The sequence below is a fragment of the Nostoc sp. DSM 114161 genome (assembly GCF_052692665.1).
Window position 1 is genome coordinate 4,787,195 of the sequence record NZ_CP195141.1, and the last position, 14,800, is coordinate 4,801,994.

Below are 14,800 nucleotides of genomic sequence, written 5' to 3' on the forward strand. Positions count from 1 at the left end.
AAGGTTAACTTATGCCTGACTCAGATATTCGCCTAAAACTCTTGATTGGTAGCAGCATACCAACACCTGCGCCTTATGAAGTAATAGACGCGCTGATAGACTTAGAAGTGACTCAGCAAGACCGCGATCGCAGTGCCTTTCAAATGACCTTTAGTCTTAGTAAAGAATTAAAAAACTTTTCAGATTATTGGTTACTTCAAAAAGATATTTTGAATCCTCCCAATCGAATTGTTATTCAAATCATAGTTAATGTAAAAGTCGGTGTAAGCCGCAGTATTCAAAGCCCTATATTAATCGACGGTATTATTACCGATCATCAAATTGCACCGAGTAATCAACCAGGGGAATCAAGGCTAATAGTTACTGGTGAAGATATTAGTCTTATGCTCGATCTGGAAGATAAAAATGAAACTTACCTAAACTTATCTGATTCTAGAATAGTTAAGCAAATTTTACAAAAATATAAAGTTAAATATGGGCTGACATTAGATATACAAGATACTACTAAAGATTTTGCACCCAAAAAAGAAGAACAAATTACCACTCAGCAAAGTTCAGACTTACAGTTTATTCAGAAACTAGCTCTACGTAATAGTTTTATTTTTGAAATCAAGCCCGATAAAACTCCTGGTAAAAACATTGCTTACTGGGGTGAGGAAAAAAAGAAAGTTACTCCTTATCAACCAGCATTGTCAATGAATATGGGGGCGTTTACCAATGTAGATTCATCTATAAACTTCAATTTTAATGCTTTAGAATCTATTAAACCTCAAGCATCAATTAGTGATGAGAAGAGTGGAGCATCAATTTCGATTCAGGTTCCTAAATCGCCCGGTCAAGCTTTAGCTAATAAGCCTGCTAAATCATTACGAACAGAAGTGCTACGTAGCACCAATAAACTTGAAAAAATCCTCGCTCAAAAGGAAACCGAATTATTGGCCAGCCGTTCGCAGGAGAATGCCGTAACTGCTAGTGGGGAAGTAGATACTGTTCGCTATGGTTATGTCTTAGAAGTGCGTCAATTGGTGGGAGTACGGGGTGTGGGAAAAACTTACGGTGGTTATTACTACGTCAAACAAGTAACGCATCGCATCAAGCGTGGCGAATATAAACAAAGTTTTACCTTGAAACGTGAGGGACAAGGTGCAACAATTCAGATGTTAAAAGTATGAACCAATCAAAACTTGATACTTATGGAAGTATAAATCAACAAAGACCTTCTTTTTACGGCAAATACCGAGGCGTAGTATTTAACAATGATGACCCGTGGAAGATTGGTCGCGTACAGGCAAAAGTGGAAGAAATTTTTGGCAACGATCCTAGCGGTTGGGCATTACCTTGCGTTCCCTATGCTGGGCAAGGAGTTGGGTTATTCCTCATTCCACCCAAAGGTGCTTTAGTATGGATTGAGTTTGAAAACGGAGATCCAGATTACCCAATTTGGAGTGGCTGCTTTTGGGCAGATGAAAAGGTTCCCAATATAGTACCAGCTAATCCTTATGACCCAGAAACCAAGGTACTTAAAACCGATATTGGCAAGATTGAAATTAATGATAAACAAGGTAAGCAAAGCATAACTATCGAAGCCAAAATCGGGAAGCAAACTATGAAAATAGTGATGAATAGTTCGGGAATTGAAATCAACAACGGAAAGAGTGCGACCGTGAATCTAAATGGTAATAAGGTATCGATTAACAACTTTGATTTGGAAGTAACTTAATGCCAGAATATCTCGTAAATCTACCCAGGCAAAAGAATGTCATCAACATCTATTTTCCCTTCCATTTCGATATAAACTATCACACCGCCAGCACCAGCGATGAAAATCAACATATCCGCGACTTAATTGAACAACTACTGTTTACTACTCCCGGCGAACGAGTCAACCGCCCAGATTTCGGCAGTGGTGTATTGTCTTTAATTTTTGCACCCAATAGCCCGGAACTAGCAAAAGCTATGGAAATTACTATTCAAGCATCTATTGAGCAATGGTTGGGTGATTTAATCGATCTGCAAACTTTGGAAGTAACAAGCGTTGATTCCAGCCTTTACATAGTGGTGGAGTATTTCGTGCAAAGTTCTGGGGAGACACAAACAGCTACTTTTAGGACGACAGTGCCATGAATAGCCACACCTTAACTTACCAAAACGAACAGCGCCGCCAAGAAATCCGTAGGCAAAGAAAAAACGGGCTAGATTATGTAGAAGTTAGCGATGATTTGCGATCGCGTAGCGGCTCCTTCGGAGCATCGCTATATGTCTACTTTTTAGGTTCGGTACCAGAAGACTTAAAAAAAGAGAATCTCCAGATTAAAGGCGGCCAGCGCATCCGCCATCTTCATGTGACTAATATACAGATAGAAAGTCCTCAAAATTGTGAGAGTTACTTAAGAGTTAATCTTGACCAAACTGGCGATTTCTCTGTGTATACTTTGCGCTTGGTGTCATTAGATGAACAGGGCAAGCCTACAGATCAACCATATCCCAATTTTGACCCGCGCTACTCCCAAGTAGAATTTAAATTCCGAGATGGTATCTGTAACACTGACATAGATTGCAAGCAAGAGCAAACTTGTCCGCCAACACAACTAGTTGAACCAGCTATCAACTATTTGGCCAAAGATTATGCTAGTTTTCGCCAGTTGATTTTAGACCGCCTGTCCCTGATAATGCCGGATTGGGAAGAACGTCATGTTCCCGATTTAGGAATTACTTTAGTGGAAATCCTCGCTTATGTTGGCGATTATCTCAGCTACTATCAGGATGCTGTAGCCACCGAAGCTTATCTAGAAACTGCCCGTCAACGCATTTCTGTTCGCCGTCATGCCCGTCTAATTGATTATCCCATGCATGAGGGCTGTAATTCACGTACTTGGTTGTGGCTGGAGACAAGTGATGATATTTCCCTGAAACCAAAAAGTTTCTACTTTATTACTAATTATAAAAACGCGCCTCCCTTTGGCACTATATTAGAAGATATTCCCCACCTAGATGATGTTCCTCCTAACAGTTATGAAGTTTTTGAACCGCTAACACCCTTACCGATTGATCTGTACAGCGCTCATAACAAAATCCTATTTTATACTTGGGGCGATGTCTGCGACGGGCTTCGCCAACGCTCCTGTTGTCTTCCTCCTGGTTCCACAACCGCTACATTATTGGATGAATTTATACAACATACACAACCAGAGAAGCCTAATTCCGCCAATACTCAATCGCCCGAACAGCAGCGAAAATTGTACCTGAAAATTGGTGACATCCTAATTTTTGAAGAAATTAGAAGTCCGAAAACAGGTATCCCAGAAGATGCAAATATGAAGCATCGCCATGCTGTACGCTTAACAAATGTCAAGGCAAGTGTAGACGAACTTTACAATCAGCCAATTGTAGAAATCGAATGGGCAGAAGAAGACGCATTACCATTTCCCCTTTGTATTTCGGCAATAGTACCACCAGATTGTCAGCTAGTTGATATTAGTGTTGCCAGAGGCAATGTGATTCTAGTCGATCATGGACGCACTATTAAACTGGAAGATTTAGGAACTGTACGAGGAAAAGAGATAATCCAAGGATGCCAAGAAGAAGGCGAACCTAGAGAAATTTTAGTAGTTGGCGATCGCTTCCGTCCTACCTTACAAAAAACGCCTTTAACTTTCAGCCAACCTCTGTCCACAAAAAACCTCACCCAAGATGCTAAAAGTCTCCTAATTCAAGACCCCCAGCAAGCATTACCCCGAATCCAACTTAGAAGTACTGGAAATCACTCTACTTGGACTCCCCAATACGACCTCATAGACAGCAACAACGAAGATCAACATTTTGTTGTGGAAATGGACAACGATGGACAAGCTCACTTGCGTTTTGGAGACGGTGAATTAGGAATCAAACCAGCAGCCAATACTCACTTTCAAGCAACTTACCGGGTAGGTAATGGACTTGCAGGTAATATTAGTGCTGAAGCGATTTCTTATATTGTTTTTCACAATGAACTTCACAATGAACTAATTAGTGGTTCGACATTGCAGCCACACCAGCCCTTCCCCGCTCAAGGTGGGACAGCACCCGAAACTCTATCTCAGGTGAAATTATATGCACCGCACCTATCTCACAAAAAATTAGAGCGTGCCATTACTGCTGATGACTACGCACAATTAGTAATGCAACATTTCCCAACAAAAGTTCAACAAGCAACAGCCACCTTACGTTGGACGGGCAGTGGGTATGAAGTCTGGGTGACAGTAGATCCCTTCAACAAAGAAACGGTAGATCGCAAATTACTGCAAAATATTACCACAGACCTAGAAAAATATCGTCGCATTGGTCATGATGTCATCGTTCAACGAGCAGCATACGTCTGTTTAGATATAGCGATGAGAGTTGATGTCAAATTTGACTATTTGCGCGGTCATGTCAAAGCTGCTTTACTGGATATTTTCAGTAAGCGGATTTTACCTGATGGTCAGCGTGGTTTTTTCCATCCCGATAACTTGACTTTTGGGCAAGGAATTGCATTAAGTCAGATTGTAGCTCAAGCTTATAGTGTCCCAGGCGTTGAAAGCGTCTCTATAACTAAGCTAGAACGTCTTTTTGCAGGTGACAATCAGGAGATTGAAGCAGGTTTTTTACCCATTGGTTCTTCGGAAATTGCCCGACTCGACAACAACCCCAACTTTCCCGAAAACGGTAAATTTACACTCGATTTGCGAGGTGGCAGATGAAATTGAGTTGTAGCTGTAACTGTCATAACTATAAACTAAGCGATCGCTCTAGTTGTGGTTGCTGTGAAGGTGTCGAAATTCTCACTCCCACATCGGTAGCAAATCAACCTGGTTTTTCTACCCTAGCTTATCGAGTCGGAACCCATGCTAGCTTTTTAGAGACAATGAAAGCGCGTTTGGGTGAGAGCAAGTTTCCCTCACTCAAACATCTAAAAACCCGCGATTCTCAAGACACGTCTTTAGCTCTACTAGATGCTTGGGCTACTGTCGCAGACGTTCTAACATTTTATCAGGAACGCATAGCCAATGAAGGTTACTTACGTACTGCGATTGAGCGACGTTCCTTAGTAGAATTAGCTCGATTAGTAGACTATGCACATAGTCCCGGTGTTAGCGCCAGCGTTTATTTAGCTTTTACCCTAGAAGATGGTTACAATTTGGAAATTCCTGTTGGTTTGAGTAGCCAGAGTATACCTAATTCTGACGAATCGCCGGAATTTTTTGAAACATCCGAAAAACTGCAAGCTTATGCCCAGTTGAATCAACTCAAGCCCCGGATAAGTCAACCACAACAAGTTAATTCAACAACTGTTACCGAAATTGATAAGATTTATTTAGATGGTATAAATGCAAATCTCAAACCTAACGATCCACTTTTACTGATCTTTGGTGATGCTAAACAATTTATTCGCAAAATTCAAATTATTGAGCCTCAAGTAGAGGAAAACCGGACAAAAATTACATTACAATTACCACCAAAATTTACACAAAAATTAACTAATAAAAATTCAGTAAATACAATAGAAGAAAAAATAAAACAATTAATCAAACTGCCATCCTTACAACCTGCCAATGCTCTAGAACTTGAGCGGACAAAACAACAGATTTTCTCTCCCGAAAATATTGATATGAATTTTCGGTTAATTAATAATACTTTAAATCCCGCTTCAAACACAGCAATATATCAAATTTTAACCAACAATCAAGTTAATTCTGCTAATCAGTTAAACCGAATTGAATTTTTAGGAATCAAAGCTGCACCTTTCGGACATGACGTAGCTTTGAAGCCGATTTTTGACCAGCAAGGGCGAATTGAAAAATATGAAGAATGGCAAATTGCAGATGTAAATGAGTCAATGTCAAGCTCCTCTAGCACACTACCATCAGAATTACGAAATATCTTAGCCTTAGATGCTCAATATGATGGAATTACACCTGGAAGTTACCTAGCGATTGAACGTGTAGATATTAATGAAATTGAGATTTATCAAGTAATAAAAGTTGAAAATATCTCTAAAATTGCCTATAACATAGTAGGAAGAATTACCCAACTCACTTTAGATAAGCCTTGGTTAAAAGAACAGGATATATCTTTAGATGTCATGCGTAAAACCACAGTGTATCTCAAGAGTGAAGATTTGAATTTGGTGGAAAAACCAATTGACCTGAAAGATGCACCAAGCGCTCAAAATTATATATCCGATCGGATGGAAATTGAACTAGACAATCTCTACGAAAATCTCCAACCTGGACGTTGGTTAATTATCTCCGGCGAACGCAGTGATATATCTGATGTCAACGGTGTCTGGGCTAGCGAAGTTGTTATGTTAGCTGGGGTGAGACAAGATATATGTGCAAATTTATCCAATGACAAACCCCATACATTCCTGAAATTTGCTAGACCTTTAACTTATTCTTACAAACGAGAGACTGTTATTATCTATGGCAACGTAGTCAAAGCCACTCATGGCGAGACTCATACTGAAATACTGGGCAGTGGTGACGGTACTAAAGCAAATCAACAATTTACCCTATCACTATCGCCCCTTACTTATCTACCAGCACCTATCCCTAGTGGTGTTGCTAGCACTTTAGAAGTATATGTTAATGATGTCCGTTGGCAAGAAGTAGAAAATTTGATTGAGTTAAGTCCAACAGACCGCGCTTATGTCACCCAAACTGATAGTGATGGCAATACAACTATTATCTTTGGCAATGGCGAACATGGAGCTAGGTTGCCTAGTGGGATTGAAAATGTCAGAGCAGTTTACCGCGCTGGCACTGGCAAAAGTGGTAATGTTGCAGCAGAAAAAATTACGCAACTGGCAATGCAACCTCTAGGTTTGAGTGGCGTACTCAACCCCATAGCAGCGACAGGAGGCGCAGACCCAGAAAGCGATTATGAAATACGCCGCAATGCACCCGTTGGCATAACATCTCTCAACCGTGCAGTTTCCGTACAGGATTATGCCAATTTTGCGCGTACTTTTACTGGAATTGGCAAATCAAATGCTCAACGTCTTTCAAATGGTTCGGAGCAAATTCTGCACATTACCATTGCTGGGGCTGATGATATCTATATTGATAGAAATTCAGATTTATATCGTAGTTTTGTGCAAGCATTATACCAGTTTGGCGACCCCTATCAGTCACTAAAAATAGATATGCGGGAACTAATGCTGTTAATTATCAGTGCCAATGTGCGAATTTTAGCAAATTATCAATGGGAATCTGTAGCATTGATAATTCGCACTGCGTTGTTTGATAAATTTAGCTTTGAACGTCAGGAATTAGGAGAAAATATTGTCCTCAGTGGAGTTATCAGCACGATTCAACAAGTACCTGGCGTAGACTACGTGGATGTAGATATTTTAGATAGCGTTTCCGAAACTGAAGCCCAAAATCCAGGCATTTTAAATACCAAACTTCAAGAACTGGCAAAAGTAGGCAGTACTCGTGGAAATGGACAACCAAAACAATGGATTCCTGTAAACTTGGCTGTTTTTGATTCAACAACAAACCAACTTTTCCCGGCTCAATTAGCTATTCTCAGCCCGAAAGTGCCAGATACACTAATTCTGAAGGAGTTGAAATCATGAGCAATTCCCCAGACCGTCTTTATGAACTGTTGCCAGCCGTTTACCGCATACGTGATGCAGAACTTGGCTATCCCCTACGGGATTTATTACGTGTCATTGCTGAACAAGTAGATATTGTTGAAGCAGATATTACTCAACTCTATGAGAACTGGTTTATTGAAACTTGCCAAGATTGGGTAGTACCATACATTGGTGATTTAATTGGTTATCAAAGCGTTCGTAGTTCTGGTACAAAACAGCAAGATGACAAGATTTTGAATCCTCGTCGGGAAGTAGCAAATACTATTCGCTATCGACGGCGCAAAGGGACGCTAGCTTTGTTGGAATTGCTAGCTGATAAAATAGCTGGTTGGCCGATACGAGTTGTAGAATTCGATCGGCTAGTGAGCAAAACACAGCATATCAATCACCTGCGTTCGTCAACCTCAACAACAGTAAATCTGCGTCAGGTGGATGGAATCACAAAGTTAAATAGCCCATTCGATGAATTAGCTCATACAGTAGATATCCACCATATTTCTTCACAAGAGCAACCTGGAAAGTATAATACTCCAAATATTGGTATTTTTGTTTGGCGATTAAAAGCTTATTCTATGACTGTCACACCAGCTTTTTGTTTGGAAGAAGTTAGCTCTAACTGCTACACATTTAGTATTACGGGTAACGACACTCCGCTTTACACTCGTCCCCAATTAGCAAGAGATGCAACCCAAATTGATTGCGAATTAAATTTACCTATTCCCATTCAACGGCAAGTTTTGCAATCTCACAAAAGCGATTATTTTGATTCAAACCCAAATCCAGAAGAATTTACCAAAAGTTTGCAAGTCTGGAAAGGTGTTGGCTCAAAACTGCATCTAATCTCTCCAGAGCAAATTATTATTGCCGATCTGGGCGATTGGAATTATCAACCAGAGCAAGACCATATAGCAGTTGACCCAGAATTAGGGCGGATGATTTTTCCGATCCGCCAGTTACCAAAAAATGGTGTTTGGGTTTCTTATCATTATGGTTTCAGTGCTGATATTGGTGGTGGCGAATATGACCGAACTTTGTTAGATTCTACAGCACATTTCTTACTTGATGTTGGTGATATTCAAGAGCCAGCAATTTTTAGCTCACAACAAGATGCTTCTGCATTATCCGAGTTTTTGCGATCGCAATTGTCTAGTGATACCCAAAGGCTTTTGGATGCCTACACCAGTCCTCCTCCCGAACCAGCTTTAATTGCAGCTTTGCTTTCAGAGCTAAATCAATTACTTTTAGGTAAAAGCCTTTATGATGAACAACGTTTTGCATCTATCACCTTGAGTGCCAAAACTAAACGTTTGGTTCAGCAAAATCTCCAAGGTAAAGAACTGATTCGCTGTAATCGTTTGCTATTAGAAGAAGCTTTTCCATCTCAAATCAGAAAGCATTATGCTCATTACAGCGTCAGTCAAACTTCACGAGGGTATTATCAAACTATTACTGAAGCAATCTCACAGTGGCAGCGAGACAAACCCCATAATGCTGTGATTGAAATTATTGATAGTGGTGTTTATGTAGAACGAATTAATATTGAACTGGAAAACAATCAAAGTCTGCAATTACGTGCAGCTAACCACAAGCGTCCGGTGATACGCATTCTCGATTGGAGAACTTCTTTAGGTGATGCTTTAAATGTTACAGTAGAGTCAGGAAGTTGCTTTGTTCTCGATGGTTTATTGATTACTGGTCGGGGAGTGCATATAGAAGGTAATCCTACTCAATTTGGAGATTATTCTACCTCTATTGTGCAAAAACCAGCTGCGATTATTATCCGTCATTCTACATTAGTGCCCGGTTGGTCATTACATTGTGACTGTGAACCCCGACGTTCTAGTGAGCCAAGTTTGGAGTTATTTAATATCAATGCGTGCGTAACGATAGCACACAGTATTATTGGCTCCATTCAGGTTAACCAAGATGAGCTAAAGACTGACCCTTTACCCATAAATATTAGCGATAGCATTATAGATGCTATCAGTATAGAAGGTGAAGCGATCGGTGCAGTAGGTTACTCCATAGCCCATGTGCGTTTGACTATTGCACGTTGCACAGTCATTGGTCAGATGCAAATACATACAATTGATTTGGCAGAAAACAGTATTTTTAACGGCATTATATTCGTTGCTCGTCGTCAACAAGGTTGTATCCGTTTCTGCTACGTGATGCCTACCTCACGCACACCACGTCGGTATAATTGTCAACCAGATTTAGGGGAGCAGATGGTTAGGCAAAAAACAGAACTACAGCCAGAACAAATAGAGGCGGAACAACTTATCGTTAGATACCGCGTACAACCTCAATTCAACAGTATACGTTATGGCACACCTACTTATTGTCAGTTAGCGTCAACCTGTGCTGAAGAAATCAAACGTGGCGCTGATGATGAATCAGAAATGGGTGCTTTTCACAATCTATATCAGCCTCAAAAAGAGGCTAACCTACGCATCCGTTTAGATGAATATACACCTGCTAATACTGAAATTGGCATTATTTACGCTAGCTAAAGAGGATTTTATGCAAGGAGAATTTAGAGGCGATTTTACTCGTGATACCTACGACAAAAGCAAACACTTCCTTCGAGTATTAATGCAACAAGGTAGAGTGCAATTAGATGCAGACTTCAACGAACAGACATCAATTTTACTAAATCGCCTGCAAAGTTTGGCCAAAGATATATTTGGACTACAAGGTGGCCCAGAGCAGAATTGTGGCTTTGAATTTATCGCCACGGAGGAGCAAATTAATAATATTAACAATCTCAGTGAGAAAGAAAAACAGAAACTAAAGCAATTACTGCAATCTGAAAAGTATTTAATTGGCAAAGGCAACTATTATGTAGATGGTATACTTTGTGAAAATGAGGAAATTGTATCTTATTTTAAGCAGCCAGATTTTACGCCGGAAGCCACAGATACTTGTAAAGTTCAATTAAATGGAGCAACATATCTTGCTTATCTTGATGTTTGGGAACGACAGATAACCCCGATTGAAGATCGTGACGACTTCAAAATTAATATTCGTGAAGTTGCTTTAGGGGGAGCAGATACAGCAATTCGCTCTAAGTTAGTTTGGCAAGTCAAGCTCAAACAATTAAAAGATAATCAAGATATTGAAACGGTTGCCAAGCAAGTTAGTAAGGATCGTGACTATTTTCAGAGTGTGCTAGGTCAAGAATTATTGAAGCCTGGAAAAGGCGAAATTATTGCCAGAATTACAAAGCCTAGTTCTACAGGAATAAACGATCCATGTGTTATTCCGTTTAATTCCAAATTTCGTGGTGCTGAAAACCATCTTTATCGTGCGGAAATTTTTAGAGTTTCTACTACTAATCAACTGTCATTTGTTTGGTCACGCGAAAATAGCTCAATTGTTTTTCCTATTGTGACATCTCCTGAGAAAAATTCTTCAGTAATTGTATTCAAGCTAGAACATTTAGGAAAGGACAAAAATTCTAGTTTATCAGCAGGTGATTGGGTTGAAATCATCAATGATGATTATATACTTGGAGATAGCGATCGCCAACTACTAAAAGTTGAGCAAGTGGATCGCATTGAGAATCAAGTAATTCTCTCAGGAGATAGCAAGAGCAACACATTGCTTCCAGAAAAGCACCCTCTATTACGCCGTTGGGACTCTAAAGAAGTCGAAGTAAATTTATCTGAAGCGAAGAATAAATGGTTTTCCCTTGAGGATGGAATTGAGATTCAATTTCCAGCAGATACTCAGAATAACTTTTATCAAGTAGGTGATTATTGGTTAATTCCTGTGCGGACAGCTACAGGCAATGTAGAATGGCCTAAACAAAAAAACAAAGAAGGAAAATTAGAGCCTCAACCTCAACTACCGCATGGTATAGCGCATTATTATGCACCTCTGGCAGTATTTTTAGGTAATCCTAATAATGTAACAGTTTATGATTGCCGAAGAAAGATTGGTAGTCAAGAAAGCACTATATCACCTATAAATAATAAAAATAATAATCCTGTACTAGCGAATTATCAAGAAAATCCTGCAACACCTATTAATCAGAAAGAAACCACTACAGAAGCCATAACAGAATTCAATCGCATAATTAATGCTAGTTGGCATCACGATCAAGTTTTAGAAGCTACTATTGCAGAAGCACAGGAAAATTATAACAATGTCCCAGAGGATCAATTATTTAATTTAAAATCTCAGGATTTGAGAAATTTATTTACTAAACTAGGTTTAGTAATTCAATTTCAAAAACCAGTAAGAATTGATAGTTTACATAAGAGTAGTATATCTGTTTTAGCTCATACGGATAATGTGTTGAAAGGTGAAGTATTTTATATATTGCCAATGAAAGTTGAGCCAGTTAAAGTTACAAAAACTGAAATAAAATCTATCCGTTGGGCAATGGGCAATGATATATTAGATAGTAATATCAATCTAATTACAGAAGTTGAACCTTTGACAAGTGAAAATACTGCTTACACAGAAGCTGTTAGATTAATTACGCCTGATGATTGGTCGCAAAAAGCTGTCTTTCACCAAAGTAATATCTATCAGTTTACTGTCTCATTGCATGGCGACTGGATTATGAATGAGGAACCATTATTTGATAGCGAAAAATTTAATTTACAAGGAGATTTAAATAAAGGGATGATTCCTGGTGGATTACGTCAGCAATTTCAAGAAAAAGGAATTTACCTTTCCCCAAATATTATTTTGTTTACGGAAAAAGAAAATTTAAAATGGCGGTTAGTCGATGGAGGTAAAATTTACATTCTTAAACTAGATAACAATAAATTAACAGTTAGCAAGATTCAGGCATTGGATGGTAACAATATTTGGCCTGGTGTTCCTGAGCGATTTAGTGGAAATGGCTCTGAAGGAGGTGACTGGGTAAGTATTATTCATATCAAAACTTGACTTGCAGAAATTGGCGCGAATGCAGGAATAAGACGGGATATTCAGAGAGTTGGGGCGCTCATCTGATGCTATTCTAGCCCAATACGGTTCAGTTAAGGCTAAAAAGCGGATTAGTAATGTGAAATTTCGGAGCTTCTACTCGCTGTCCAGTACCTCTGTGTTTTGGCTTTTTAGAACGAAACTTTGATACAGGTTTTTTCACGACTCTAGGATTAATACGGTGGACGCGTTCAGGTAACAACGTATCTAAAATCTCGACAATTAACCAATCGAAAAAAACTAGAACAGCAAAGTTTGCTAGACAAGTAGTTTCTCAAGAGTTGCCAAATAAGCTTCAGGATTGCGACGGAATCGAAGCTGTTCAATGCGAGTAAGTTGATGTTGGCGTAAATTAGAGCGTAATTGTTGCCAAGTCTGAACACAAACTTGTGCCAAATCTTGGGCTGTAAAAGAATGAAGTGCAGTAGCAATGGCCGAAGCTAGCTGGACTGTTCCTCGAATGACTTGTGATGAAGGAGCGACTTTACGACCAGTACAACGACGTTGATGATGTCGCAAAACACCAAAAGCTTGTTCAAGATCATTATTAGTTCGAGGTAAACCTTCAATCTCATAACAATGAAAAAGTCCAGACCAATAACTACGAGTAATTTTTAAGAAATGAGAAATACCCGGCTCTAAAGAAAGAGCTTCATGTTTCGCCTCTGACATAAAATCAATTAAAGTTTGGAAACTTCGTTGAACTTCAATTGCATCAAGACCTGTTTCGTTGTCAAGAATTTCAGCAGCTTGATGAACCCATTGATAAGCAACAGTAATTGGAGTGAATAAAGATGCTGTTTGTTCAAGCGCTTCTTGGTAGCGCAACGCTCCCACCAGTGCAATCACATCTAACCCGAATTCTTGTTGTGGTAATGCCCACGAACCCTCCTGTTCTGTTCGATACTTAATTTTGTAACGCTCACAAGATCTATTTTGACAACGGCGAATTTTCAACAGTAGTTGTATCACTCCTTCCTTGAGTTCTCACACGTCGCAGATTGTTGTACTCATTCCACATGGGTTTCCCGCAACTGGGACAATTCTGTTGCACGCATTCTAGTACTTCAGATGATGTCGCTTTTGGGTGAGGGCTTTTTCTTGCCATTCATGCACCACATATTCTCTGTGTTCCCTAGTTTACTTGAATATCTGACCCTCTCTAGCAAACTTTGCTGTTCTAGTTTTTTTCCGTTTTATGCTTTACAATGGCGTACCCGCCCGCCGGAGGCGATCGCACTCTTGCAAAACGGGTATTTGACCACAAAACCAGCCAGGCGATAGGTTCGGCAAGCTTATCCTTTAATTTCCGGCAATATGTACCTTTAAGTCACACTGAAAACCGCTGTAAGTGACAACGCACGTCAATTTATGGGTAAAAGCACACCAAATGATGCTTGTTGGTAAATCACGTCAATTTACAATGCATATTTCTGCAATATGAGATACATAATGATGCACTAAATGTTGAGAAATCCTGCATTCAAGCAAGCATAAAAAATGAATGCATAATATATACACTTGCTTTAATCTGTACTTTGTAAGTAAAAAGTGTCAAACAAAAGTAATAACTACAAGTAAACAAAGCTTAGCTAAAGTTTGATAGTTTAATTATCAAGTTATGCATCAAAAGCAAGTGAAAGATGGCATTCTCGCCTCAAACATTTCCAGTGGTAAATTGTTAACACCGTTTCAACGTCAACTACTGTCAAAAAATTTAGAGAAAGATTTACCTGAGTTATATCACCAACGCATCCAAATAATGTTAATGGCAGACGAAGGGAAATCACAAACAGTAATATGTCGCACCTTGGGATGCTGTCCTGCTACAGCTAGACATTGGATACATATTGCCCGTAGTGGAATGGCGCATCAATGGCAATCATCACCAATCGGTAGACCTAAGGCTGTCAATGAAGAATATTTAGAACGTTTGCAAGAATTAGTTACTCATAGTCCTCGCGACTATGGTTATGGTTTTCAGCGGTGGACAGCGAATTGGTTAAGTAAACATTTGGCGCAAGAATTTGGGGTAAAAGTGAGCGAATGTCATATTAAACGCTTACTCAAACAAATGGGATTATCTACAAAAACTAAGCCCAATAATTACACAGACAACACACCTCAACAAACCCACAGTTCGCAAATTTCTATTACTGACCTCAACAGTGAAAACTTATTGACTGGTAGTGAAATTTTATCAACTCATTTCCTAAAATTTGAACCAAAAGCATAAAA

Annotated in this window: 9 protein-coding genes; 8 read left to right on the top strand and 1 reads right to left on the bottom strand. The window is 39.4% G+C overall.

The genetic code is table 11. The annotated features are described in order from the left end of the window. Nucleotides 1-11: 11 nt before the first annotated feature. Genes NSTC745_RS20640 through NSTC745_RS20670 form a run of 7 tightly spaced genes read left to right on the top strand, consistent with a single transcriptional unit; the run spans nucleotide 12 to nucleotide 12,523 of the window. Complete coding sequence (locus NSTC745_RS20640; protein ID WP_445632605.1) at nucleotides 12-1,172, top strand: hypothetical protein; 1,161 nt, start codon at nucleotides 12-14, stop codon at nucleotides 1,170-1,172. Continuing rightward, nucleotides 1,169-1,720, top strand: a complete 552-nt coding sequence (locus NSTC745_RS20645; protein ID WP_445632606.1) for a phage baseplate assembly protein V — start codon at nucleotides 1,169-1,171, stop codon at nucleotides 1,718-1,720. The genes NSTC745_RS20640 and NSTC745_RS20645 overlap by 4 nt, the downstream gene beginning before the upstream one ends. Beyond that, nucleotides 1,720-2,124: a GPW/gp25 family protein gene (locus tag NSTC745_RS20650; RefSeq protein WP_445632607.1), complete on the top strand. Its 405-nt coding sequence runs from the start codon at nucleotides 1,720-1,722 to the stop codon at nucleotides 2,122-2,124. Before NSTC745_RS20645 ends, NSTC745_RS20650 begins: the two co-directional genes overlap by 1 nt. Continuing rightward, the gene (locus tag NSTC745_RS20655; RefSeq protein WP_445632608.1) at nucleotides 2,121-4,718 is read left to right on the top strand and encodes a putative baseplate assembly protein; all 2,598 of its coding nucleotides are present in this window, start codon (nucleotides 2,121-2,123) and stop codon (nucleotides 4,716-4,718) included. The genes NSTC745_RS20650 and NSTC745_RS20655 overlap by 4 nt, the downstream gene beginning before the upstream one ends. Further along, nucleotides 4,715-7,597, top strand: coding sequence for a putative baseplate assembly protein (locus NSTC745_RS20660; RefSeq protein WP_445632609.1), 2,883 nt, complete (start codon nucleotides 4,715-4,717; stop codon nucleotides 7,595-7,597). The genes NSTC745_RS20655 and NSTC745_RS20660 overlap by 4 nt, the downstream gene beginning before the upstream one ends. Next, nucleotides 7,594-10,131: a hypothetical protein gene (locus NSTC745_RS20665; RefSeq protein ID WP_445632610.1), complete on the top strand. Its 2,538-nt coding sequence runs from the start codon at nucleotides 7,594-7,596 to the stop codon at nucleotides 10,129-10,131. Before NSTC745_RS20660 ends, NSTC745_RS20665 begins: the two co-directional genes overlap by 4 nt. Before the next feature lie 10 nt (nucleotides 10,132-10,141). Continuing rightward, complete coding sequence (locus NSTC745_RS20670) at nucleotides 10,142-12,523, top strand: DUF6519 domain-containing protein (protein WP_445632611.1); 2,382 nt, start codon at nucleotides 10,142-10,144, stop codon at nucleotides 12,521-12,523. Between the two features lie 297 nt (nucleotides 12,524-12,820). Here the strand turns inward: NSTC745_RS20670 and NSTC745_RS20675 are convergent, their stop codons facing one another. Next, nucleotides 12,821-13,534: a hypothetical protein gene (locus NSTC745_RS20675; protein WP_445632612.1), complete on the bottom strand. Its 714-nt coding sequence runs from the start codon at nucleotides 13,532-13,534 to the stop codon at nucleotides 12,821-12,823. Nucleotides 13,535-14,183: 649 nt separating this feature from the next. Between NSTC745_RS20675 and NSTC745_RS20680 the strand changes: the two genes are divergently transcribed. Then, on the top strand, nucleotides 14,184-14,798 hold the full coding sequence (locus NSTC745_RS20680) for a helix-turn-helix domain-containing protein (protein ID WP_445632613.1): 615 nt from the start codon (nucleotides 14,184-14,186) through the stop codon (nucleotides 14,796-14,798). The last annotated feature ends 2 nt before the right edge of the window (nucleotides 14,799-14,800 follow it).

What these genes read in the sequence shown, in the direction of transcription:
- NSTC745_RS20655 (WP_445632608.1), top strand. Translation starts at nt 2,121, where the DNA reads ATGAATAGCCACACCTTAACTTACCAAAACGAACAGCGCCGCCAAGAA.
- NSTC745_RS20640 (WP_445632605.1), top strand. Translation starts at nt 12, where the DNA reads ATGCCTGACTCAGATATTCGCCTAAAACTCTTGATTGGTAGCAGCATA.
- NSTC745_RS20680 (WP_445632613.1), top strand. Translation starts at nt 14,184, where the DNA reads ATGCATCAAAAGCAAGTGAAAGATGGCATTCTCGCCTCAAACATTTCC.
- NSTC745_RS20660 (WP_445632609.1), top strand. Translation starts at nt 4,715, where the DNA reads ATGAAATTGAGTTGTAGCTGTAACTGTCATAACTATAAACTAAGCGAT.
- NSTC745_RS20650 (WP_445632607.1), top strand. Translation starts at nt 1,720, where the DNA reads ATGCCAGAATATCTCGTAAATCTACCCAGGCAAAAGAATGTCATCAAC.
- NSTC745_RS20670 (WP_445632611.1), top strand. Translation starts at nt 10,142, where the DNA reads ATGCAAGGAGAATTTAGAGGCGATTTTACTCGTGATACCTACGACAAA.
- NSTC745_RS20645 (WP_445632606.1), top strand. Translation starts at nt 1,169, where the DNA reads ATGAACCAATCAAAACTTGATACTTATGGAAGTATAAATCAACAAAGA.
- NSTC745_RS20665 (WP_445632610.1), top strand. Translation starts at nt 7,594, where the DNA reads ATGAGCAATTCCCCAGACCGTCTTTATGAACTGTTGCCAGCCGTTTAC.